At 62.6% G+C, this 20,709-nt stretch carries 24 protein-coding genes; 8 read left to right on the forward strand and 16 right to left on the reverse strand.

Annotation, left to right across the window (positions count from 1 at the left end):
- The 3 genes from VJV41_RS17340 to VJV41_RS17350 all read left to right on the forward strand — a co-directional run.
- Positions 1-1,131 (forward strand): NmrA family NAD(P)-binding protein (locus VJV41_RS17340; protein ID WP_325335860.1); only part of this gene is annotated, 1,131 nt, incomplete at its 5' end.
- Positions 1,132-1,142: 11 nt separating this feature from the next.
- Positions 1,143-1,472, forward strand: coding sequence for a hypothetical protein (locus VJV41_RS17345; RefSeq protein ID WP_325335862.1), 330 nt, complete (start codon positions 1,143-1,145; stop codon positions 1,470-1,472).
- On the forward strand, positions 1,460-2,158 hold the full coding sequence (locus VJV41_RS17350; protein WP_325335864.1) for an SDR family oxidoreductase: 699 nt from the start codon (positions 1,460-1,462) through the stop codon (positions 2,156-2,158). The genes VJV41_RS17345 and VJV41_RS17350 overlap by 13 nt, the downstream gene beginning before the upstream one ends.
- A gap of 63 nt (positions 2,159-2,221) precedes the next feature.
- Here VJV41_RS17350 and VJV41_RS17355 read toward each other — a convergent pair whose 3' ends face one another.
- From VJV41_RS17355 to VJV41_RS17410, 12 genes are all read right to left on the reverse strand, one after another.
- Complete coding sequence (locus tag VJV41_RS17355) at positions 2,222-2,635, reverse strand: hypothetical protein (protein ID WP_325335866.1); 414 nt, start codon at positions 2,633-2,635, stop codon at positions 2,222-2,224.
- Between the two features lie 22 nt (positions 2,636-2,657).
- Positions 2,658-2,945, reverse strand: coding sequence for a hypothetical protein (locus VJV41_RS17360; RefSeq protein WP_325335868.1), 288 nt, complete (start codon positions 2,943-2,945; stop codon positions 2,658-2,660).
- On the reverse strand, positions 2,921-3,832 hold the full coding sequence (locus VJV41_RS17365) for a nitrilase-related carbon-nitrogen hydrolase (protein WP_325335870.1): 912 nt from the start codon (positions 3,830-3,832) through the stop codon (positions 2,921-2,923). Before VJV41_RS17365 ends, VJV41_RS17360 begins: the two co-directional genes overlap by 25 nt.
- A gap of 11 nt (positions 3,833-3,843) precedes the next feature.
- Positions 3,844-4,938 carry a protocatechuate 3,4-dioxygenase gene (locus VJV41_RS17370; RefSeq protein WP_325335872.1) on the reverse strand — a complete coding sequence of 365 codons (1,095 nt, stop codon included), beginning with the start codon at positions 4,936-4,938 and terminating at the stop codon, positions 3,844-3,846.
- On the reverse strand, positions 4,935-5,954 hold the full coding sequence (locus VJV41_RS17375; RefSeq protein ID WP_325335874.1) for a hypothetical protein: 1,020 nt from the start codon (positions 5,952-5,954) through the stop codon (positions 4,935-4,937). The genes VJV41_RS17370 and VJV41_RS17375 overlap by 4 nt, the downstream gene beginning before the upstream one ends.
- 19 nt (positions 5,955-5,973) lie before the next feature.
- Positions 5,974-6,759 (reverse strand): SDR family oxidoreductase, encoded by a 786-nt coding sequence (locus VJV41_RS17380; RefSeq protein WP_325335876.1) that lies wholly within the window; start codon positions 6,757-6,759, stop codon positions 5,974-5,976.
- A gap of 32 nt (positions 6,760-6,791) precedes the next feature.
- Positions 6,792-6,986, reverse strand: a complete 195-nt coding sequence (locus VJV41_RS17385) for a ferredoxin (protein WP_325335878.1) — start codon at positions 6,984-6,986, stop codon at positions 6,792-6,794.
- A 30-nt stretch (positions 6,987-7,016) separates the two neighbouring features.
- On the reverse strand, positions 7,017-8,318 hold the full coding sequence (locus VJV41_RS17390; RefSeq protein ID WP_325335880.1) for an NADH-ubiquinone oxidoreductase-F iron-sulfur binding region domain-containing protein: 1,302 nt from the start codon (positions 8,316-8,318) through the stop codon (positions 7,017-7,019).
- Entirely contained in the window at positions 8,302-8,940 is a 639-nt protein-coding gene (locus VJV41_RS17395) for an isochorismatase family protein (protein ID WP_325335882.1), read from the reverse strand. The genes VJV41_RS17390 and VJV41_RS17395 overlap by 17 nt, the downstream gene beginning before the upstream one ends.
- Positions 8,937-9,746, reverse strand: coding sequence for an SDR family NAD(P)-dependent oxidoreductase (locus VJV41_RS17400; RefSeq protein WP_325335884.1), 810 nt, complete (start codon positions 9,744-9,746; stop codon positions 8,937-8,939). The genes VJV41_RS17395 and VJV41_RS17400 overlap by 4 nt, the downstream gene beginning before the upstream one ends.
- 65 nt (positions 9,747-9,811) lie before the next feature.
- Positions 9,812-11,191, reverse strand: coding sequence for an aromatic ring-hydroxylating oxygenase subunit alpha (locus VJV41_RS17405; protein ID WP_325335885.1), 1,380 nt, complete (start codon positions 11,189-11,191; stop codon positions 9,812-9,814).
- 18 nt (positions 11,192-11,209) lie between these two features.
- Entirely contained in the window at positions 11,210-11,734 is a 525-nt protein-coding gene (locus tag VJV41_RS17410) for an aromatic-ring-hydroxylating dioxygenase subunit beta (protein WP_325335887.1), read from the reverse strand.
- Between the two features lie 195 nt (positions 11,735-11,929).
- Here VJV41_RS17410 and VJV41_RS17415 point away from each other — a divergent pair, with 195 nt between their 5' ends.
- Positions 11,930-12,601, forward strand: a complete 672-nt coding sequence (locus VJV41_RS17415; protein WP_325335888.1) for a TetR/AcrR family transcriptional regulator — start codon at positions 11,930-11,932, stop codon at positions 12,599-12,601.
- 179 nt (positions 12,602-12,780) lie between these two features.
- On the opposite strand, the gene VJV41_RS17420 is transcribed toward VJV41_RS17415, so the two are convergent.
- On the reverse strand, positions 12,781-13,713 hold the full coding sequence (locus VJV41_RS17420; protein WP_325335890.1) for a 2-dehydropantoate 2-reductase: 933 nt from the start codon (positions 13,711-13,713) through the stop codon (positions 12,781-12,783).
- Between the two features lie 9 nt (positions 13,714-13,722).
- Complete coding sequence (locus VJV41_RS17425; protein WP_325335892.1) at positions 13,723-14,886, reverse strand: enolase C-terminal domain-like protein; 1,164 nt, start codon at positions 14,884-14,886, stop codon at positions 13,723-13,725.
- 114 nt (positions 14,887-15,000) lie between these two features.
- Here VJV41_RS17425 and VJV41_RS17430 point away from each other — a divergent pair, with 114 nt between their 5' ends.
- Entirely contained in the window at positions 15,001-15,744 is a 744-nt protein-coding gene (locus VJV41_RS17430; RefSeq protein WP_325335894.1) for a GntR family transcriptional regulator, read from the forward strand.
- Positions 15,745-15,924: 180 nt separating this feature from the next.
- On the forward strand, positions 15,925-16,515 hold the full coding sequence (locus VJV41_RS17435) for a TetR/AcrR family transcriptional regulator (protein ID WP_325335895.1): 591 nt from the start codon (positions 15,925-15,927) through the stop codon (positions 16,513-16,515).
- 35 nt (positions 16,516-16,550) lie between these two features.
- On the opposite strand, the gene VJV41_RS17440 is transcribed toward VJV41_RS17435, so the two are convergent.
- Both VJV41_RS17440 and VJV41_RS17445 read right to left on the reverse strand, forming a co-directional pair.
- Positions 16,551-17,162, reverse strand: a complete 612-nt coding sequence (locus tag VJV41_RS17440) for an MBL fold metallo-hydrolase (RefSeq protein WP_325335903.1) — start codon at positions 17,160-17,162, stop codon at positions 16,551-16,553.
- 11 nt (positions 17,163-17,173) lie between these two features.
- Positions 17,174-18,262 carry an S-(hydroxymethyl)mycothiol dehydrogenase gene (locus VJV41_RS17445; RefSeq protein WP_325335896.1) on the reverse strand — a complete coding sequence of 363 codons (1,089 nt, stop codon included), beginning with the start codon at positions 18,260-18,262 and terminating at the stop codon, positions 17,174-17,176.
- A 234-nt stretch (positions 18,263-18,496) separates the two neighbouring features.
- On the opposite strand from VJV41_RS17445, the gene VJV41_RS17450 reads away from it, so the two are divergent.
- On the forward strand, positions 18,497-19,780 hold the full coding sequence (locus VJV41_RS17450) for a cytochrome P450 (RefSeq protein ID WP_325335898.1): 1,284 nt from the start codon (positions 18,497-18,499) through the stop codon (positions 19,778-19,780).
- Between the two features lie 42 nt (positions 19,781-19,822).
- On the forward strand, positions 19,823-20,236 hold the full coding sequence (locus VJV41_RS17455; protein WP_325335900.1) for an EthD domain-containing protein: 414 nt from the start codon (positions 19,823-19,825) through the stop codon (positions 20,234-20,236).
- The last annotated feature ends 473 nt before the right edge of the window (positions 20,237-20,709 follow it).

The following is a 20,709-nucleotide window of genomic DNA, read 5'->3' on the forward strand; positions in this document are numbered from 1 at the left end:
GGCGCGCCCCGCGTCGCCGGTGAGTTCACTCTTGGTGCACATATTCGTGCAGTCACGGCACACACCGTCAGCTCTCGGCGCGAGACCATGCTGACGAGGACGTCCATCGACCACATCTGCAACCCGGCAACAGAGCCCATCCCCATCTCGATGCTTGCGCACTCCCGCTTCCACGGCGCGATGCCCTACTTCACAGAAAGGAAGCCACTCATGGCACATGACGACCTGATCCTGGTCACTGCAGCGACCGGCAACACCGGTGCACCCACAGTCAAGATCCTGCGCGAGGCCGGTCGACGCGTGCGCGCTTTGGTCCACACCGCGGACGAACGATCTGAAGCGCTGGCCGCGCTTGGCGCCGAAATCGTCGAAGGCGACCTGCTCGATCTGCATTCGGTGAGCTCGGCATTGGCCGGCGTCGGCGCCGCCTACTTCTGCTACCCGGTCTTCCCAGGCACTCTGGTACTCGCCACCACCATCTTCGCCCAGGCCGCCAGCGAAGCCGGCGTCAAGGCGGTCGTCAACATGTCCCAGATTTCGGCGCGCCGCGAAGCCAAAAGCAATGCCGCTCAGCAACATTGGCTAGCTGAACGGCTATTGGATCGATCGGCCTTCATCACGACACACCTGCGTCCCACCTTCTTCGCCGAATGGCTCAAGTCGGTATGGCTGCGCAACGACAATGACGGCGTACTACAGCTGCCGTTCGGCGACGGTCGCCACGCGCCCATTGCCGGTTCCGACCAGGCCAAAGTGATCGCCGCCATCCTGCAGAATCCGGCTCCGCACGACCGCCAGATCTACCCGCTGTACGGCCCCCGCGAACTCAACCACCACGAGATCGCCGAGCAGATCTCCGACACGCTGGGCATCCCCGTGCGCTATGAATCGTTCGACATCCCAACCTTCGATGCAGCGATGGCCGCCAACGGCAGATCGGACTTCTTCATTCAGCATCTGAGCCACGTGGCCCAGGACTACCGCGACGGTGTCTTCGCTGGCGAGAACAACCTCGTCGAGGTCATCAGCGGAACCAAACCACTCTCCGTCGCCCAGTACGTGCAGGCCAATCGAGCCGACTTCGACCACGACGGCCCGTTTTCCCTACGCAAGGAACTGCCCCAACACTGAACCGAGCGCCAATGAGTACCGCCCAGAACGACGGGGCCGAACGCAAGACCGCCACCACCGGCGAAGGAACCGTGTCCTATCTAGATGCCGGACCGGCCGCCGGAGCTCCCGTCGTGCTGGTGCGCGGCTGGCGGGACACGACTGGGGCTGCAGTGGTGTGGGCGCTGGCCGCACACCATCCACAGTTGTGCGACGGAGTGGCGGGGTTCGTCGTCCCCTACCGCACGCTGGATCGCGGCTGGCCGGCGATGCTGTCTCACGTCAACCGCGACGTGTATCCCGAAAACCGGTTCCCCTTTTACGCAATTCGACTACGAAGGACGTACACATGGTTGCAATGACTGACAAGGTCGTCGTCGTGACCGGCGGACGCAGAGGGTTGGGCGCCGCTCTGGTCGACGAAGCTCTGAGCCGAGGAGCCCGGAAGGTTTACTCCACCGCACGGACCGCTTACACCGATGACCGCCGCTCCGTCGTCGCTCTTCGACTCGACGTGCGGGCACTGCACACCATTGCCGCATTGGCCGACGCGGCAGCCGACGCGCAGATCGTGTTCAACAATGCCGGGATCTTCCTGCCACAACCACTGCTGGGCGGAGACCTCGACCACGTGCAGGAAACGTTTGACGTCAACGTCTTCGGCCCCCTGCGTATCGTTCGCGCCTTCGCCCCGGTCCTGGCCAACAATGGTGGCGGAGCAATCGTCAACATGTTGTCGGTGATGTCCTGGCTGGCCGGCGGTGGTGCCTATGGTGCGTCCAAGGCCGCCGCGTGGTCACTGACCAACTCGCTGCGCATCGAACTCCAAACGCAAGGCACACATGTGCTGGGGGTCCATGCCGCCTTTATCGACACCGACATGGCCTCGGGCATCCCGCTCGACAAGCTCAGGCCCGCCGAAGTCGCCCGCCTCATCGTCGACGGCCTCGAAGCCGACGCCGAAGAGGTCCTCACTGACCAAATGACCGTCGACGCCAAGGCGGCCCTGTCCGGCCCCGTCGATGGCCTCACATTGACGTTGAGATAAAGACAGCACCGATGACTGCGACCTCTTGACAACAGCCATCGAAGACGCTGGCGGCCAATGCCTTTAGACCGGTGTGCGCCAGCCGCGCGTCGACATCACGATAGGTGGACTGATCTGGTCTCGGAAGGGCCGGGGCGCGAGAGCATGTCGCGGTTCTGCACGTGGACGGCCTGACGACGACCTCTGCGCAGGCGTCTCCGGGGGATCTGGTGAGGCGGCGATGTTGACGAGTGCGCGAAGGGCGGGCTCGTTGTCGCATCCCGTGTAGCCGTCGACCCAGTGGTGGGCCTGCATGCTGAGGTCGATGGGCAGCGCGACCCTGGCATCGATGAACAACTTGAGTAGTTGCTGGATTGCGTCGCTGTAGGCTCCGGCGCCGATGAGTGCACTTGTCGTCAGTCGCTTCTGCCGGCGGGTGAAAGTCTTGACCACCTCAGCTAGATCCCACGCCAGATTGGCGGCATTCGCGGAGTCCATGGTGTTGTGATTTCCGCCAAGTTCAGGTTGTGTGCGTCTTCTCCCCAGGCTGGTGATCATCGCCTTGTTGGTCGAGCTTCGCTGCGATGAGCGTCGTGAACAGCTCGGCATCTTGTTCGGCGAGGATTTCCAGCTGCATGGCGTCGAGCAGAATTCTGGTGTCGTTCTTGGGAATGAACACTTCTAGTCGTTCACCTTGTCGGGTGCGCACCTTCCTGATCTGTGCGCCGCTGAACTCGTTGCCGATTCCCAGATATGGGTCCGCATCAACGATTCCCAACTCCTCTAGGCTGTTGCGTGTTTCGGCCATGATGAATCCTTTCCGCGACTCGGATTGAGCACGTCGATCTCGGCTGTGTAGGTATTCGGGCGAATCTGCTCCAGAACGGGGAGGGCGTACCGGGCTGCCGTGACCTTCTCGTGGGCAATGTCCACGACGGACAGTGCTGGCGCTTCTTCGTGGAGGTCTACCAGGACCTCGCCCCACGGATTGACGATCATGGCGTGGCCGTGGCTGGGAAACGCCACCGGTGTGTGGTCGTCTGACACGGTGGCTGATGCCACGACGAACGCGCCGTTCTCGATCGCGCGTGCACGCAACAGACTCTCCCAGTGGGCTTTTCCCGTGCTGGCAGCGAAGGCCGCCGGCACAAGAAACAGATCCGCACCGGCGCGCGCCAACGCTCGGTACAACTCGGGAAACCGGACGTCATAGCAGATGGTGATGCCGATCGACCACCCGCGGAGCCGGAGGATCACCGGCCTGTGCCCAGGTGCTTCCAGCCGAGAAGCCTCGAACGAGGTCTGCCCGATACGGGCGTCGAACAAGTGGATCTTGTCGTAGCGTCCGCAGAACTGGCCGCCGGCATCGACCACCAGCGCTGAGTTGTGGATCACGCCGGAATCATCGACGAGCTTCACTCCTCCGACAACGACGGCGCACTGGGCCTGTCTAGCGGCTGCGCGGAGCGCGTCGACTTCGGCTCCGTCCTCGCGCACGGCTGCCTGACGCATCTCGATCGCTCCCCCAAGCATGAGCCCGTTCTCGGGGAGCAGGACGAGATCTGCCCCCCGATCGCCCGCATCACGGATCAGGGTCAACGCGATGTCGAGATTGGCGATGAGGTCAGTGCCTGGGTTCCATTGCGTAACGGCTACCCGCAGAATTGCAGCCGGTGCGGCTGTGGCCGGGGGCATGGGCTCTCGGCTCATTGCGCCAGCGGCATGTTCACCACGCACCAGCCGCCGCCCGAGTTCTGCATGGGTTCATATGCGTAGGTCCGGCTGCGCACTCCTGGTCCCACGATTCCAAGCATGATGAGCCAGTTCATGAACTCGTATTGACCGTGTTCCAGCAGCGGGTACGGCTCAAGGTTGCCCAGGTCGTAGCCGCGCCCAGCCTCCAGCATGTTGAGCAGGTAGGTGTCGAACTCGGTATCGACAGCTCCCCATTTGCCGGGATCAAGCCAATGTGACAGCCCTCCGGTGGCGAGGATGGCGACCTTTTCGCGCCGGGAGTCGATGACACCTCGTAAGACTTCACCGAAGACCCGCGCGGTGTAGGGAGAGTAGCCGCGTGCTGGTTGGGTGATGATCGGCACCACCGGCAGGTCGGGCCTAGGCAGAATCTGCGTCAGCGGGACGATCAGTCCGTGATCGAGCGCGATGTCATTGGAGTCCTCGCATTCGAGACCTTCGGCTTGCACGGCCCTGATCAGGTCGCGGGCGTAATCGGGTGCCCCGACCAGGCGCAGGTCGATGTCGGGCCGTTTGAAGAAGGCCAGCGACCCGCCGTGTTCGCTGCCAGTGCCCACGACGGTCGCCCCGGTCCGGAAGCTTTGAAAATGCGCGTCCGCGGTGACCAACAAGATGTCGGGGTCCGCGGCGGCGAGGTCCTTGCCAAGCCGTGTGTAGCCGTCGATCAATCTGGAGATGCCTTCTGCGGGATCAATTTCCGGTCTGACCAGTAGGTCGGGTACGTGGGAGCAGCCGCCAGCGAACACCAGGTTCTCGGGGAGGTTGATGTCGGGCAGCGGGCTGGCGGTATCGACGTGGAACGCGCCACTACTGGCCGAATCGGCGAGGTCGCCTGCGAACCATCGGCTGACCAGGATGCTGATGCCGTCGTTGACTCCGGCGGCGCGGATGCGGTCGCGGTCACCGCGACTGATGATGTCACCCCACTCGGCGGTCAGTCCCAATTTTGCAGAGACCGCAGCAGGGTCACTTTTGAAGCGCTCCAACAGTTTCTGGTCCGACGCCAAGGCGAGGATCGCAGCTTCGAGGGTTTTGCGGTCCATCATGCGCCTTCCGTTACCAGTTGACCGTTACGGACGACCGCCACTCCGTCGATCTCGACGGTGCAGCCGCGCATCGGGATGTCGAGATGGGCATGCGTTTCCCGGCCGACGAACCGGTTGACACCGGTGGACCACATGAAATTGCCTGCGGTCGAGCGAAGCTCCTGTCCGATGAGCGTTCGGGGGTCGTAGACTTCGAAAGCCGACCACCGCGCCTGCGGCATGACGCCCCAGCCGACGTGCGAGAGTGCGTACACCGCGGGATCGTTCCAGGCTTCGAAGTATTCGGCGATCACGAAAGCGTCAGTGCCCGAACCCTTGATGTCGACGATGAAGCCATCCTTGATCGACAGCGCAACCTCGTCGCGAACGTATCGTTGCCACGGCAGCAGCGCGTCACCGGGCTGCAGGACGATCGTTCCTTGCCCCGAACGGTCGCGGGGGAAGCAGGCGACGAACCCGCTCGGCCAGTGGTCCCAGCGCCCGGGCTCGTCCACATATCCCCATTGCTGAGTAACGGGGAGGTTTTCCAGCGACAGATCCACCGTCAAGTCGGTGCCGGCAGCGCTGCTCACGTGCAGCGTCTTGCCGGCCTTCAACCGCCGGCCGCCCTCCTCGACGACTGTGCGCAGCTCGGCAGAGCCGGTAAGCCGTTCCAGCACATCAGCCGGTTCGTCGACCCAGAACATGCGCTTGCCTTGACCGGTGATTCGTGTGCGCACATCGGAGTGCACCAAGCCTCCCACGGTGACATCGACGATGAGGTCGCTCTCACCCGCCGATGCCAACAACGCAGGAATCTCACGACCATCTTCGTGGTAGGGCGGCAGCACGGGGTGAGACAGGTTGGGGGACGCCACCATGAGGACGGCGGCTCCGAGCTGGCGAGCGGCAGCCACGGCAGCCTCTACATATTCTGTCTTGCAGCCTAATTCGGAGATGACGCAGACCGTCTCCTCTGCAGTGAGCGCGCAAAGGCGGAACTGATCGACGAACAGTTCCTGCAGCGTCTTGGACATAGATGATTCCCTTTCTGTGTCAGATCGATCGGATGTATCCACCGTCGACCGCCATGGCGGTGCCGGTGGTGAACGACGCGGCCTCGGAGGCCACGAATGCGACCTGTCGCGCGATCTCTTCGGGTTCGGCCCATCGCCCCATCGGTATGGTCGCCACCGCGTCACGCAACTCGCTGGCCTCGTCGCTGCCGTGCAGCTGCACCTTGTGTGCGATGACCGAGCGCATGCGGTCCGTGGCAGTCGCGCCGGGCATCACTTGGTTGACCCTGACACCCAGCGGCGCCAGTTCCAACGCCATCTGTTTGGCCAGCGCCGCGATCACAGATCGCATGGTCGCCGACAGCAGCGCCCCGGCTGGTGGCTGCCTGACCCACGTCGAGGTCAGGAAGACAATCGAGCCGGATCGTTGTGCGGCCATGGCTTGACCGGCCGCGCATGCCAGCTGAATGGCGGGTCGCACCAGCAGCTGGAACGCATCAAGCAGATCTGCGGGTGTGGCCTCCAGGAACGGAATCAACCGCGGGCCAGGGGTATTGACAACCAGGATGTCGAGCCGCCCGCGCTTGGCCAACACCGAGTTGACGAGTTCACCCGTTGCCTCCTCGTCGGTGAGGTCGGCCGGCAACGCTTCTATCCGGCCGCTGAGCCCGGCCACCTGCGCAACCGCAGACGTCAGTGCCGGCCCCGGGCGTGAACTAGCAAGGACATCGACGCCCTCGGCCGCGAGCTGATGAGCAACGGCTCGGCCAATGCCCTTACTCGCCGCGGTGACAAGCGCGACTTTTCCGTCCAAACCGAGGTCCACGTGGTCTCCTGGCCTTCGTAGGTTGAAATCCTTTATTCCTCAATCGAGATGGCGTTTTCCGGGCAAGCTCCCACCGCTTGACGGACAGCCTCGAGATCGGCTTCGGCGAATGTGCCGTCCCCCACGACTGAGGCATAGCCCCAATCGTCAAGACCGAACACTGAGGGGCATAGCTGGGCACAACTGCCGTAAGCGTTGCACTTGGTAGAGTCCACCAGGGCTTTCATCAGTTCCTCCTAATGCGGATGGGCGCAACGTCATTGCTGCGTAGGCTGCACGCCGAGAACGGCGGGTGCGGTGCGGGCCCACGCCGCGGCGCCATCGAGGAACGAGCACGCTCCCCGACCCACCAGACTGGAGCCCCACCGGGCAAGCTTGTCGACCTCGGCCTGCAGCGATCGGTCGTCACGGAGCGCCGCGATACTGTCTCGTATTGCGGCGGTGCCGTTGACGCATACCCCGCACTGACGTGCGGATTGCTCGGCGTACCACGTGGCGATCTCCGCGGCGACATCGAGCGGGTCGTCCTCAGCGCCGAGCACGGTGATCGAACCGCACCCGAAGCCGGTGCCTTGTGACTTCAATAGTTCCGGGGTGCAGGGTATGTCGAGCAGAGAAACCGGTGCCAATCCGGAGAACCAGCCTCCCATCATGAGCGCTGTAGCCGGGGTGTCGAACCCTCCAGCGAGCGAGAACATCTCTCGAATCGTCAGGCCAAAGGGCACCTCGTAGACACCGGGACGCCGGCACGCCCCGTTTAGGGTCATCAATGTTGTTCCGGGCGAATCGGAGGTGCCGTACCGGCGGAACTCGGCGGACCCGTGGCGGCCGATCCATGCGGCGTGGGCAAGAGTTTCGACGTTGGACACCAACGTCGGTCGACCGTCGACGCCTTGTTCGAAAGGTCGTGGGGGTTTGGCGGTCGGCAACGCCGGGCCTCCGTTGATCGCACGGCACGCGGCCGACTCCTCACCGGCGACGTAAGTCGGCTCGACGGTGTGGACCTCCAGGGCAACGCGCCTGGAAACCACTTCCGCGTGCGCGAGTTCGGCCAAAGCGCGCTGCACAGCCACGACGGTCTCATCGTGGGAGAGGTAGATGACGCCGCGATGTGCCCCGACAGCGTCGCAAGCCAGCAGCAAGCCGTCGATGACCAGGTGGGGTCGGTGTGTGAGCAGCCAGCGGTCTTTTCGCGAAAATGGTTCTCCCTCTTCGCCGTTGGCGACTACCACCTTGGCCCCATCGCCTTGCGCGACACTCAACCACTTGATGTCGGCTGGAAAACACGCTCCGCCCTTGCCTTTCAAACCTGCAAGGCGCAACTCGTCGATGATCGAGGGCACACGAGGCACACCGTAGGTACCCAATGAGAGTTCGTCTGCAAGTGTCAGCGACCGTTGGCATGCGGCGCCCACGGCGATCCGCGGCTCGATGGCCGCGTGATGTCCAACGGTGTGCTCGCGGGAGCAGTCGAGTCGGGCAAGTGCTGGGCAGCGCTCGAAATCATCTGTGCTGCCGGCCGCGTCGGCCCGCAGCCTGTCGTTAGTGACTTGGGGCATCGTTCACTATCCCGATCGCGTCGTGTACCGAGATGACGTCTGCGTACTTGAGGTCGATATCGATGAGATTCGCTTGGTGCTGAGCCGCTGATCGGTCACCGACGCACTCTCGCGGCACGAAGGTGGGCCAACCGGCCATACATGCGTCGACGGCGGTGGCGCGCACGCATCCGGAGGTAGATGCGCCGCACACGATGAGCGAGTCCACCCTCAACGTGGTCAAGACGGTGGCCAGACCGGTTCCGGTGAACGCGGATGCGGCGCGCTTGACGATTATCGGTTCGTCGGGCTTGCGCAGCATTCGTGGGTCGAGTTCGACCCACGGTTGGCCTTCCGCCAGGAACTGCAGCGCAGGCAGCTTGCGATGCCATACGGACCCTTCGACACCGTCGGAAGAAAACTCGACTGTGGTGAAGATGACCGGCACTTCGTGTGCCCGCGCAGAATCGAGCAACGAGCTGGTCGCCTGGACCACCGAGTCAAGGTCGGCCCCAAGGGGGCACGCCGGATCGGTGAACCCGAGCATCAGATCGATTACCACGACGGCGGGGCGGCGGCCGGGCTGCAGCCGCTGGCCGAACCATTGCTGCTTCAAAGCACCCGTCTCGTCTTGCCGGTTCATTCGGCTACCCCTCCGCCGTTGGGCGAAGTGAGCCCGCGCACCAGCAGGCCCGAATCGGCCACCACAACCGTGCCGGTCATCGCCGCCGAGTCCGACGCCGACCCCAGCAGCGCATAGATTCCCCCGTAATCGTCGTTGGACGGCAGGATTCCCAGCGGCAAAACGTCTTCGACGCCGGGCTGGAGGGCGTCGCGCGGCTCCTGACCAAGCGCCGAAAGGCCAGACATGACCGTCTTGGCGACGCCCGGGGCGACACCGTTGATTCGAATCGTCGGTGCCAGTTCGTATCCCAGCTGGGTGACCAGTCCCACGACTGCGTGTTTAGCCGCAACATAGAGCACTCCCCCGCCCGACGGCCGGAACGCCGAGTAGGAGGCGGTGACGACGATCCGTCCGCGCCGGCGCGCGAGCTCGGGGAGCGCGGCGCGAATGTTGAGCAGCAACGAGTAGACGTTGACGTGGAAACACTCCTGTGCGGCCGCCTCTAGACGTGAGGGCTCGATGTCGATCAGCTTTGCGCCGAAGTCGTAGAGGCCGACGCAGCTCACCAGTACGTCAAGTCCGCCGAATGTCTCGATCGCGAGCCGGACCATTTGTTCGCTGCCCGACCAGGTGGCGGCGTCTGCCGTGCAGGTGATCAAGTTGTCACTGTCTCCGACCTCGTTTTCAAGTACGGCAAGCCGATCCGGGTTTCGGTCAGCAGCAACGACTTTCGCGCCCTCTTCGAGGTAGCGGCGGACCACACCGCTACCAACACCGCCTGCTGCCCCTACGATCAGGGCCACCTGATTTTCCAGCACGTGCATGACTGCGGATCCCTCGGTTTCTGCTCTTCTTGTGACGTCATGGGCGCCCGTGATCACGCTCGGCTTCAACAACCGGCGACGGGTTCCGGCCACTTGCCGTCGGGGGCTTTCATCAGGTCGGTGTAGAAGCGATAGAAGTTGCGCTGCACGCCTTCTTCGTGGCGCGGCGAGTACACGACCCCGGGTCCGGCGAAGTCCGCAACCCGTTTGGATTCGCCGATTCCGTCGAGTCCCATCTGATAGTTCAAGTCCAGGCCAAGGACTTCGGCGGCCACCGATGAACCCGTGCGGGCGGTCGATATCCACGGCTCGCTGTCGTCCATCTCGAAAATGCCGCCCATGGAGAAGGTTCCTAAACCCGCCTTATAAGCGCGCTCCTTCTGCTCGGGTGTGGCGTTCTTGTAGGAGCAGAACCAGTTCCACAGCTCAACCGAGTTAGGCCCGATGGGTTGCCAGCAACGGATGGTCAGGACGCCCGTTGGGGCGTATCGCTGACCGTCCTCGGTCAACGGCGCGCCGAGGATCGAGAAGTTTGGGAACACATTGCCGACGAATACGCGGGTACGCTTGGCGATTCGAAGTTGATCCTCCGAAATGCGTGTCGTATCGAAGGAATTGGCCAGGTTGTCCGGATAGCCAAGGAATTTCGGCCCGGGATCATCCTCACTGTCAGCCATCGACAGTGACAGGGAATGTCCCGGTCCCGCTTGAATGTGGTAGCCCATCATGTTCTGCGCGAACGGCACCGGAAACGCCCCCAGGGCGAATACCGTCCGGTGCAACGTTCCGACGTGGTAGTCATCGCCTGCGAAGTTCTCTGCAGCCGACTTCCAGTTCGCGTCGAACACGAATCGTTGTGGGGGCCCGAGAAGCTCGACGCCGTGCTCGTTCAGTCCGAAGATCGTGTCCAGGTACCACGCCATGCCACCGAGGTAGTCCTCCAGCGGCGGTGCGGAGGCATCTAGTGTCGCGAAGATCAGGCCCTGATATGTGTCGACCTGGGCCGCGCGCAACAGACCGTTCGCCGACTTGTCGACACCGGCCAAAGCGCTGCGCCACAACGGGGCACCCGTCATTTCGCCGGCAGAGTTGTAGGTCCAGCCGTGATAGGGACACCGAAAATGCGAGGCGTTTCCTGACTCCGCGCGGCACACCGCCACGCCTCGGTGTCGGCACGCGTCCAGTAACACATTGACAGTGCTGTCCTCGCCGCGGCAAACGATGAAGTTGTCTTGACCGATCTTGCGTACGACGTAATCGCCCTTCGCGGCGATCTCTGATTCGTGTGCGAGGAAAACCCAAGCACGCGAAAAGATCTTGCGCAGTTCATATTGGAATAGTTCGGCGTTGCCGAAGATCGAGGCAGGGATGGTCCCTCGGGCCAGCGCCTCATCCAGCTGATCAAGCAGCGACTGCGCGCCAGTTCCGCATCGTGGATTCGTCATGCAAATGTCCTTTACGAATCAGAAGAACAACGCCATGTTGTGCGTGTTGACAACAGTGGCGTCGAGAAACACCTGCCGGCGGACGAGGCGCAGCCCGCCATGATCGTCTCGCCGCAGAATGTCCTCCCGGCGCGCCGACAGGAGTTCCGGTTTGAAGGCGTCACGATGTGTTCGAAAGATCAACAAGTTGCTCGAAACCTGGAAACCTTCGTCGCCTACAGCGACCCGAATATTCGAGATGTGATGCCGGATCCGCGACGGCGGGTCCTCGGCCCAGGCGTACTCGGTTTCGTTTCTAGCGACTCGGGTTTCGAGCGAACCGAAGCGCTCGTCGAAGTGGAAGGCGCCCTGTGCGAATCCGTCGCCGCGGGCACGCTCGATGGTTTGTCGGATGGGGACCTGGTAGACGACGTCTCTACTGACCATGCCTTCGAGCCATTCGCGCTCCTTCCAGGCGTCGAGCAGCTCGGCCTCGGCATAGATCCATCGGACAACTTCGTCGTACTCGTCACTTGTGACGGAGACATTCACCATGCTGGTCATCCGTGATCTCCCACCTCATCGTGTTCGCAGAGTTCGCGCCGATCCCTGCGGTCACATCACAACAGCCTGTGCTGTGCGGTTTCGACCACACTATTACATCATGATGATGATGTAAAGATGTGAATTGAGCGGCTCGCCTAGTACTGTCGTCCCGTACTGCGGCCCGTCGGCCGAGGTTGTCTACAGGGAGGCCCGATGCCGAAGATCGTCGATCAGCCGCGGCGGCGACGCGAGGTGATCGACGCCGCGTTCCAAGTGATTTCGCAAGCGGGGCTCGAGGGCGCAACGCTACGCGCGATCGCCGAACAGGCCGGTTTCACCACCGGCGTCATCGGACACTATTTCAGCAACAAGGAAGACCTCTTGGCCGCTGCGCTGCGAGCGTCGACCGAAGACACCTACAAGCGGATCAGCCGAGCCGTGGGATCAACGGAGGGGCTGCGCGCGGTGCGCGCCGCGGTGGCGGAGGTCCTACCCGACAATCCGCACGTCGCGCGTGAATGGGCTGTATGGCTGTGCTATTGGGGCCGCAGCGTGGGAGCCGACCCGCTGGTTCGACACCATCGGATGCTGTATCAGGAATGGCACACGCTTCTGACGGGGTTCCTGCTCCAGGCGGTCGAGCTTGGGGAGGTGGGCGACCAACTCAACCCCGAAGAGGCGGCCGACTGCATCATCAGTGTGCTCTACGGGATCGCCGTGCAGACAATGATCAACGGGATGACCCCGGAGCAGCAACATCGACAATTCACCAACGCACTGGATTCAGTGCTTGCCGCATATGCACCGGAGGGACCTACGCCCCACTCGTCGCCCTACGCCTCGCAGAGCGTCGGCGCCAGTGATCCCGTCGCGCTCGATCGATAAGTTGCACAACGCCATTCGCCCCGCCATGGTACTCGACGATGACACCCTGACCGCGGGCGCGCCGGCAAGCGAGATGAGGTGAAGGGCAAGGTATTTGGCGGACGCACCGGTGCGATGACGCGCACGATGACCTGGCGCGGTCGTCCCAATCTTGTGGACAAGGGTCCGCTGCGGGGGCATCAGGTCGTGGTTTGGCGTCGAGCCTGCTGCTCACGTGCCTTGACGAGGGCCACCAGCGTCGAATTGACTGGCGTCGGTATCGACAGCGGCGCCCCGTACAGCGGGACTGCGCCGTTGATCACGTCGATCTCGCTGATCCGTCCGGCTTCAACATCCTGCAGAGCCGACGGTTTCGCGTTCGGCATCGCGGCTCCGAATTCCTCAATCAACCGGACCGGATCCTCGAAGGCTAGGGCGATACCCAGCGCTTGGGCCACAGCCCACGCCTCGAGTGCCGCGCTGCGGCTCACCGACGCCATCCCCGGATCGGCGGCGATCTGGCCGACGGTCATTCCCGTGACGGCGGCTGGACCGCTGTAGGCGACGTTGCAGATCAGTTTCTGCCACTGCAGCGGCCTGATGTCGGCGACTGCGGACACCTCGAAGCCAGCCTGTCGCCACAGGCGCGCGAACGACTGCACGTCACTGATGGGAAGTGCGCCATACGGCCCGAATGTCATGGCCCTCATGGCGTTGTGGCGGACGTGACCAGGGGCCACAATCTGCGCACCGAATCCGCTGGCGACTCCGATCGCCAACCGCTCGGGCGGAACTGCCTCTGCTACGCGTTCTGCGGTACCGAGCCCGTTTTGGATCGTCAGCACGCTGGTGCGTGGGCCGATCATCGACCTCGACTGGTGAGCGGCGTCTGGGGCAAACGCGGCTTTCACCGCCAAGACCACTAGATCCATCTGCTCATCAGGCGGTGTGGGCATCGCGCGCGGATGCGCCACCTGTACGCCGGCTGGCCCTTGCACATGCAGCCCGCCGGACTGAATGGCCGCCAGGTGCGCGGGATTGCGCTCCACCACCACCACCTCGTCGGCGACGCGCGCCAGATGGGTGGCGTAGATGGATCCCATTGCGCCGCAACCGACAACCGCAACCTTCACGCCAAGCTCCTAGGCAAGTATTTGTTCGATGTGTGGCATCAGGTCGGTCTTCGCTTCCAGACCAAATCCCGGGCGGTCCCCTGCCCGAATGCGTCCGTTGTCGACGCTGATATCTGGGCTGTATCCGCCGAACGGTGCGAACACGCCGGGGTAGGCCTCACATCCTCCCAGCCCCAGACCGGTGACGATGTGGAGGTTGATCAAATGCCCGCCGTGCGGGTAGGCCCAGCGCCGATCGAATCCATAGGCCTCTAATGTGTCGATCATCTTCGCGTACTCGCTCAGCCCGTAACTGAGACCGGCGTCCATCTGAAACACGTCCTGTTCTGGCCGCAGGCCGCCGTAGCGTACGAGGTTTTCGACGTCGCGCCAAGAGAACAGGTTCTCCCCTGTTGCGATCGGCCCCTGGTAAACGTCATGCAGCGTCGCGGTGGTGTCATAGTCAAGCGGATCGCACGGCTCTTCGTACCAACGCAAGCCAATACCGGTGATCGCCTTCCCGAAGCGCAGCGCCGCATCGCGACCGAACCGACCATTGGCGTCGACGGCGACCAAGGCGGGATCGCCCACAGCTGCGACTGCCCGATCAATTCGTCGGAGGTCGTCGTCGACGCCCATGGCGCCCACCTTGATCTTGACGAACGAATACCCTGCACGCATGTACCCCTCGAGCTCACCGGTGAGCGCATCGGCTCCGCTCGCTGGTCCGTAGTAGCCGCCGGCGGCGTACACCTCGACGTCGTGGACGGGAGTTGCGCACGCAAATGAGCGAGAAACGGTGGCGTGAGCCGGTTCATCGGCCAACTTGGCCTTGAGATCCCAGCAGGCCAGTTCGATCGCGGCGGCTGCAGCGGCTCGATCACCATGTCCCCCGGGCTTCTCATCACGCATCAGCTGCGACAGCACTCGGCCGGGATCGATTTCGCCACGATCATCGACGATCTCGTCGGACGCAGCCGCCAGCAGTCGCGGTATCAACCGATGCTTCATGATCCCGCGCTGGGCGAACCGGCCAATCGAGTTAAACGCAACCCCCGCAACCGGTTTGCCGTTGCGAGTGACGTCACTGATCACCGCGACCAAGGAGACGTCGTGAGTTGCGAAGCTGATGACCGCGTTGGCGGGCCCGCCAACCAACGAGACGGTCAGCTCGCGTACTTCCGTTATTCGCATCGCTCCCCTAAAAGGTACGGACCTTATGAGAGCAATGTACATCGCGGCCTAGGGCCCGGTCACAGGGACTCCTATACTCACCAGCAGCGACAGACCGGTAGGTGTGGAGGTTTGGTGTCAACACCCCGCTACGCCACTTTGGCTGAGACCCTCGCAAAGAGCATCGCCGAGGGAGCACTGCCGATCGGGACCCAACTGCCGCGAGAAACCGAGCTCGCACGTGTGCATCACGTCAGCCGCGCCACCGTGCGCTCGGCCATGCTGGTTCTGGAACAGCAGGGATTGGTGTCCCGAACCAGGAAGCGTGGCACCATCGTCGAGGCGGCCGCTCCAGCACCGAGGTACCGCAACACCATTGAGTCGGTACACGATCTGGTCCAATACGCACACCACACCCGGCGACTGGTGAAAGACATTCGCGAGGTCGCCTGTCCCGCCAACATCTCGCGGCGCACGGGGTGGACCACCGGCCGGCCGATCGTCGCGGCAACGCTGGTCCGAGAAACAGCGCCGCCCCAGCGGCGTCCCATTGCCTGGACCCGCGCTTTCATTGACACAACATTGACCGACGAGCTTGCGGCGGCGATCGTCACCGAACACGGGTTGCTCAGCGATCTGGTCTCACCCCTCATCGGCCGCTTCACCGATTCGGTCGACCAGGTGATTACTGCAGGCTGCATGGACCTCGAAGTCGCACACGTTCTGCGCGGCGACCCGGGACAGCCCGCCCTGCTGATCGAACGTCTTTACCGCGACGCCACGCGTTCACCGTTCCTCTACACCCACAGCGCGCACGCGCACGACCAGTTCGAATACCGATCGTCGCTTCGACTTCGGAGCGACGACAACGCGGGTTGACCGCACACTCAAGAGTCCGTGGCCACGCCCTCCGACGCAGGCCGCCGTCCGCTTGACCCCCGTTGCAGTATCATCGTGATAACAAAAACGCCGCTCACGGCAGAGATCCCCACCTCAATCGGAGAGCTGCAGCGCAGCAATATCTGCGCGGGTGTGATGGTCCACGTTTGAAGGAAACCGATGCCAAAGATTGTCGATCCCGAAGAGCGGCGGACAGCGATCATCCATGCCGCGTACCGGGTGATCGCCCGCGCCGGCTTTGACGGTGCCACGCTGCGCTCGATAGCAGAAGAAGCCGGCTTCACCACGGGGGTCATCGGGCATTACTTCCGGAACAAGGATCACGTCCTCGAGGCCAGTTTGAAACGATCAGTCGACGACGCGTTCCAGCGCATTGAGCACGCCACGGATTCAAAGCACGGGCTTGCCGCCGTACGCGCTGCGGTGGCCCAGGTTCTGCCAGATGATCCGCAATTGGCGATCGAGTGGGCCGTGTGGCTTTCCTTCTGGGGCCGCAGCATCGGCAATGACACCCTGGTCAAGGAACACCGAATGCGCTACGAGGAGTGGCACAGTGTCCTATCGAAATTCTTCCGCCAGGCCGTCGACCTCGGCGAGGTACGAGACGACCTCAAACCAGCCGAATGCGCCGATCTCGTCGTGGGCGCCCTTTACGGGATCGGCGTTCACACCGTCATCAACGGCATGCGGCCCAAGAAGCAACGCGCGATGGTCGAACTTCTTCTAACGTCATTGGCGACCTGGCACTAGCGGGCACGCATGTGCTAGCGCCGGATCTGAAGTCATCAACGGGAGCCAACCCATTCGTCCCAATTGACGATCTCGTCGCCGATGGTGGTGCTGTCGCCGTGCCCGGTACAGACGACAGTGTCGGCGGGTAGCTTGCCGAGCTCGACACTGATCGAGTTGAGGATCGTGGGAAAGTGCGAGTAGGACCGCCCGGTTGCACCCGGCCCGCCCTTGAACAGGGTGTCACCAGAAAACACCGCGCCCAGTTCGGGGGAGTACCAGCACGCGGAGCCCGGGGAGTGACCCGGAGTGTGTAAGGCCCGCAATTCGAAGTTGCCGGCCCGCAGCTTATGGCCGTCTTCGACGGAACGAAAGTCCTTGTCGGGGTGTGTCATTCGCCACAACACGTCATCGGCCGGGTGCAGCAGCACCGGCGCATCCAGCGTTCTGCCGAGTTCTGGGGCAACTGTGATGTGGTCGTTGTGGGCGTGGGTGCAGACCACCGCGATCACGTTTCGGCCTGCGACGGCGTCGACGATGGGCGCCGCGGTGTGGGCGGCGTCGAACACCACGACGTCGGAGTCGTCGCCGACGATCCAGATGTTATTGTCGACTTCCCAACTGCCGCCGTCGAGTTCGAAGGTGCCGCGGGTAACTACACATGTGATGTGTTTTGCGGTCACTTGAGCACCACCACCGAGCGCAACACTTCGCCACCATGCATCTTGTGGAAGGCCTCTTCGATGTCCTCTAGTCCGATGCGTTCGGTGACGAACTTCTCCAGGGACAGCCGGCCCTGCAGGTACAGGTTGATCAGGGTCGGGAAGTCGCGTTCGGGCAGGCAGTCGCCGTACCAGGACGACTTCAGCGCACCGCCGCGGGAGAAGAAGTCCACCAGCGGCATATCCACTGTCATCTCGGGAGTGGGGACGCCAACAAGCACAACGGTTCCGGCTAGATCACGGGCGTAGAACGCTTGCTCGTATGTCGCGGGGCGCCCGACGGCGTCGATCACGACATCGGCGCCGAATCCCTCGGTGAGGTCCCGGATCGACATCACTACGTCGGCCTCAACGGCGTTGATGGTGTGGGTGGCACCGAACTCACGCGCCCAGGCCAGTTTCTGTTCATCCATATCAACGGCGATGATTTTCTTCGCCCCGACCAACGACGCGCCCGCGATCGCGGCGTCACCGACACCGCCGCAACCGATCACGGCGACGGTGTCGTCGCGGGTGACGGCTGCGGTGTTGATCACCGCGCCGATCCCGGCCATCACTCCGCAACCCAGCAGCCCGGCCACCGCAGGGTCGGCGGCCGGGTCGACCTTGGTGCACTGGCCTTGGTGGACAAGCGTTTTGTCGGCGAAGGCGCCAATACCCAGCGCCGGGCTCAACTCGGTGCCATCGGTCAGCGTCATCTTGTTGTCGGCGTTGTGGGTGTCGAAACACATGTGCGGGCGGCCGCGTTTGCAGGCGCGGCACTGGCCACACACGGCACGCCAGTTGAGGATGACGAAGTCGCCGGCTTCGACGCGGGTAACACCCTCGCCGATCGATTCAACGATGCCGGCCGCTTCGTGCCCGAGCAGGAACGGGTACTCGTCGTTGATGCCGCCGTCGCGGTAGGTCAAGTCCGTATGACACACCCCGCAGGCGAGCACGTCAACGACGACTTCATCGGGTCCTGGGTCGGGAATCACGACTTCCACGACTTCGACAGGCAGGTTCTTCTTGCGCGAGATCACGCCGCGCACAGTCTGACTCATGGGACCACATCGTAAGGACCGGAAAGCACAAAAACTAGGTGTTTACATCATCACTATGATGTCATAAAGTGTGCGACCACACATCCGAAGGAAGCCGACCAGAGCTTGACAAGGCGGGATTCACAGTGGCGCTGTCATGGGTGGGCCACTCCTCGCACGCTCGCAATCCGTAACGGCCGGACCGAATCGGCCGCGTTACAACAGTTTTCATCCGTTAGAGAGAAGGAGCAGTCCGTGTCCTCCACCACAGACATCGAATCCTCGAGCAACGATCCAACATCGATTAGTGGATTCCACCCCACGCTGACGCATTGGAATCCGCTTGAGCCGGCCGAGCTGGCAAACCCCTATCCGACCTACGCACAGGCGCGCCACGAGGCACCGATCTTCTACAGTCAGTTCTTCGGTGGCTGGGTGGTCACCCGCTACGACGACATTCAAGCCGTCGTCAAAGACACCAAGACGTTCTCGAATAGCGGCTCACTGGGCCCGGCGATCGTTCCCGACGAGGCCCGCCATCTCCTCCCCAACGGCTATCCATGGGCGTACCCAAGCCTGGAGAACAACGATCCACCCTGCCATACCAGAATCCGCCGCCGCGCCAACGAAGCCTTCAAAAGCAGTGTGATCGCCGCAGAGGAACCCAACGTCGTCCGCATAACCGACGAGCTGTTCAGCCGTTTCGAGCGAGCCGGCCAAGTCGAGTTCATGGGTCAATTCGCAAACCTCCTGCCCGGCTACGCCCTGTGCGAGGTATTGGGCGTCCCGCGATCCATGACCGAACAGGTGGTCCAGTGGGCGGACGAGGTTGTAGCCCTGCTCGATCCAAATATTGCTCATGACGAACTCATGCGCATCGCTGAGAATCAAGCCAATTGGTACAAGTTCTGCGAGGAGTTCATCGGCGATCGCCGCGCGAACCCCGGCGACGATGTTATGTCCGGCTTGATCAGTGCGCGGGTCGATGACGAGCCTGCCCTCAGCGACAGGGAATTGATCAGCACATTCTGTCATTTCCTCATCGGAGGCAACGAGACAACACGGCGATTCCTCGGCACCCTCATTCTGTGCCTGCTCGATCATCCTGATCAGATGGCCGCAGTCAGCGCGGACAGAAGGCTCATAGAGCCGACCATTCAAGAGACGCTGCGCTATATGAGCTCCGTGCGCGGCCTGTACCGCACCGCGACCGCCGATGTGGAGCTGGGCGGCGTGCGCATTCCCGAAGGTGCACCGGTGGTGCTGATGTGGGCCTCAGCGAACCACGACGACAAGTTCGAGGCACCCGAAACCTTCAACATATTCCGCAAGCATGCCGATCGGCACCTCGCATTCAGCCGCGGCGCCCATTTCTGTATCGGCGCCCCGTTTGCCCTATTGGAATCACGTGTCGTGCTCAACGCGGTGTTCGACAGAATGCCTGGCTTGCGACGCGCCGACGACAAACCATTGAAGTGGACGCCAGGAGTTCTGCACTCGGGTGTGGAAACGCTGCATTTGGCGTGGAACGTGATCTGACTCAGCCACTTTGCGGCACCATCTCGGGAAAGCGAGAACCTTATGTACTTCGTTAGTGTCATGTATCCCAGAACATCAAGCGGGTGGTTTGATCTCGGTTACTACCTTCGCGTTCACGCTCCACTAGGAATTGGGCTGCTATGGAAGCACTTCCAGGTAAAACCCATCACCCTGGAAGTGCATACCGATACCTTCGGCGTGGATCGGACAGAGGCGAGTGCACCCTATGCAGTGATCAGTACCGTGACATTTGCGACGCGCGCCGATGCTGAGTGTTTTATCGACCTCTTCGAACGCCCGCGCGAAGCCGCAGTGCTGAGTTCGGACTGGCCGAACTTCACAGAAGGGCGGCCAGTCGTCGTACTTGGTGCCGTATCACAGTTGGACGTCGACGATGTGATCGAGCAGTCCCACACCATTATTGAGACCGCATTCGCCGCACCCGAGAAGGGTTGAGGTCTGATGAGATTTCTCGTTGCGAGCGGGCCGTTCGCGGACTTTGACAGGTTGGCCAGCGTGCCCACTGCGTCTGTGCGCACCGCTTGGCAGTCGGCTCTCGTGCATGGCAACGAAAAGCACTTCAACGCAAAGCCTTCGGTACGGCAGCATCCGCAGGTCGGTCCTGTGGATCGAGACGCGGCGATCTGCCAGTCCGTCACGCGCTGCCGGCGGGGGCCGCCCATGGGCCCGGACCGGACAAGTTGGTTTCGCAGATACTCGATTTCAAGACTTACGGTCCAGTCCGTCAAGGTGGATCAGCGGCAGATAAGCGTATTTCCTCTGTCCTAACACATATTTCGGCTGTTTCCTTGGCCGACGTTGCCTTAGCGCCGCTGGGGCAATTCTTACAAAGCGCTTCGAGGGCGAGCGCTTCCTAGAGCCCGTGAATCTCGGAGAGCCACGAATCGGACGCACCTGACGTGGAGCCA

This window comes from Mycobacterium sp. (assembly GCF_035274705.1).
In the GTDB taxonomy this organism is placed as follows: Bacteria; Actinomycetota; Actinomycetes; order Mycobacteriales; family Mycobacteriaceae; genus Mycobacterium.

What these genes read in the sequence shown, in the direction of transcription:
- VJV41_RS17345 (WP_325335862.1), top strand. Translation starts at nt 1,143, where the DNA reads ATGAGTACCGCCCAGAACGACGGGGCCGAACGCAAGACCGCCACCACC.
- VJV41_RS17350 (WP_325335864.1), top strand. Translation starts at nt 1,460, where the DNA reads ATGGTTGCAATGACTGACAAGGTCGTCGTCGTGACCGGCGGACGCAGA.
- VJV41_RS17355 (WP_325335866.1), bottom strand. Translation starts at nt 2,635, where the DNA reads ATGGACTCCGCGAATGCCGCCAATCTGGCGTGGGATCTAGCTGAGGTG.
- VJV41_RS17360 (WP_325335868.1), bottom strand. Translation starts at nt 2,945, where the DNA reads ATGGCCGAAACACGCAACAGCCTAGAGGAGTTGGGAATCGTTGATGCG.
- VJV41_RS17365 (WP_325335870.1), bottom strand. Translation starts at nt 3,832, where the DNA reads ATGCCCCCGGCCACAGCCGCACCGGCTGCAATTCTGCGGGTAGCCGTT.
- VJV41_RS17370 (WP_325335872.1), bottom strand. Translation starts at nt 4,938, where the DNA reads ATGATGGACCGCAAAACCCTCGAAGCTGCGATCCTCGCCTTGGCGTCG.
- VJV41_RS17375 (WP_325335874.1), bottom strand. Translation starts at nt 5,954, where the DNA reads ATGTCCAAGACGCTGCAGGAACTGTTCGTCGATCAGTTCCGCCTTTGC.
- VJV41_RS17385 (WP_325335878.1), bottom strand. Translation starts at nt 6,986, where the DNA reads ATGAAAGCCCTGGTGGACTCTACCAAGTGCAACGCTTACGGCAGTTGT.
- VJV41_RS17390 (WP_325335880.1), bottom strand. Translation starts at nt 8,318, where the DNA reads ATGCCCCAAGTCACTAACGACAGGCTGCGGGCCGACGCGGCCGGCAGC.
- VJV41_RS17395 (WP_325335882.1), bottom strand. Translation starts at nt 8,940, where the DNA reads ATGAACCGGCAAGACGAGACGGGTGCTTTGAAGCAGCAATGGTTCGGC.
- VJV41_RS17400 (WP_325335884.1), bottom strand. Translation starts at nt 9,746, where the DNA reads ATGCACGTGCTGGAAAATCAGGTGGCCCTGATCGTAGGGGCAGCAGGC.
- VJV41_RS17405 (WP_325335885.1), bottom strand. Translation starts at nt 11,191, where the DNA reads ATGACGAATCCACGATGCGGAACTGGCGCGCAGTCGCTGCTTGATCAG.
- VJV41_RS17410 (WP_325335887.1), bottom strand. Translation starts at nt 11,734, where the DNA reads ATGACCAGCATGGTGAATGTCTCCGTCACAAGTGACGAGTACGACGAA.
- VJV41_RS17415 (WP_325335888.1), top strand. Translation starts at nt 11,930, where the DNA reads ATGCCGAAGATCGTCGATCAGCCGCGGCGGCGACGCGAGGTGATCGAC.
- VJV41_RS17425 (WP_325335892.1), bottom strand. Translation starts at nt 14,886, where the DNA reads ATGCGAATAACGGAAGTACGCGAGCTGACCGTCTCGTTGGTTGGCGGG.
- VJV41_RS17435 (WP_325335895.1), top strand. Translation starts at nt 15,925, where the DNA reads ATGCCAAAGATTGTCGATCCCGAAGAGCGGCGGACAGCGATCATCCAT.
- VJV41_RS17445 (WP_325335896.1), bottom strand. Translation starts at nt 18,262, where the DNA reads ATGAGTCAGACTGTGCGCGGCGTGATCTCGCGCAAGAAGAACCTGCCT.
- VJV41_RS17455 (WP_325335900.1), top strand. Translation starts at nt 19,823, where the DNA reads ATGTACTTCGTTAGTGTCATGTATCCCAGAACATCAAGCGGGTGGTTT.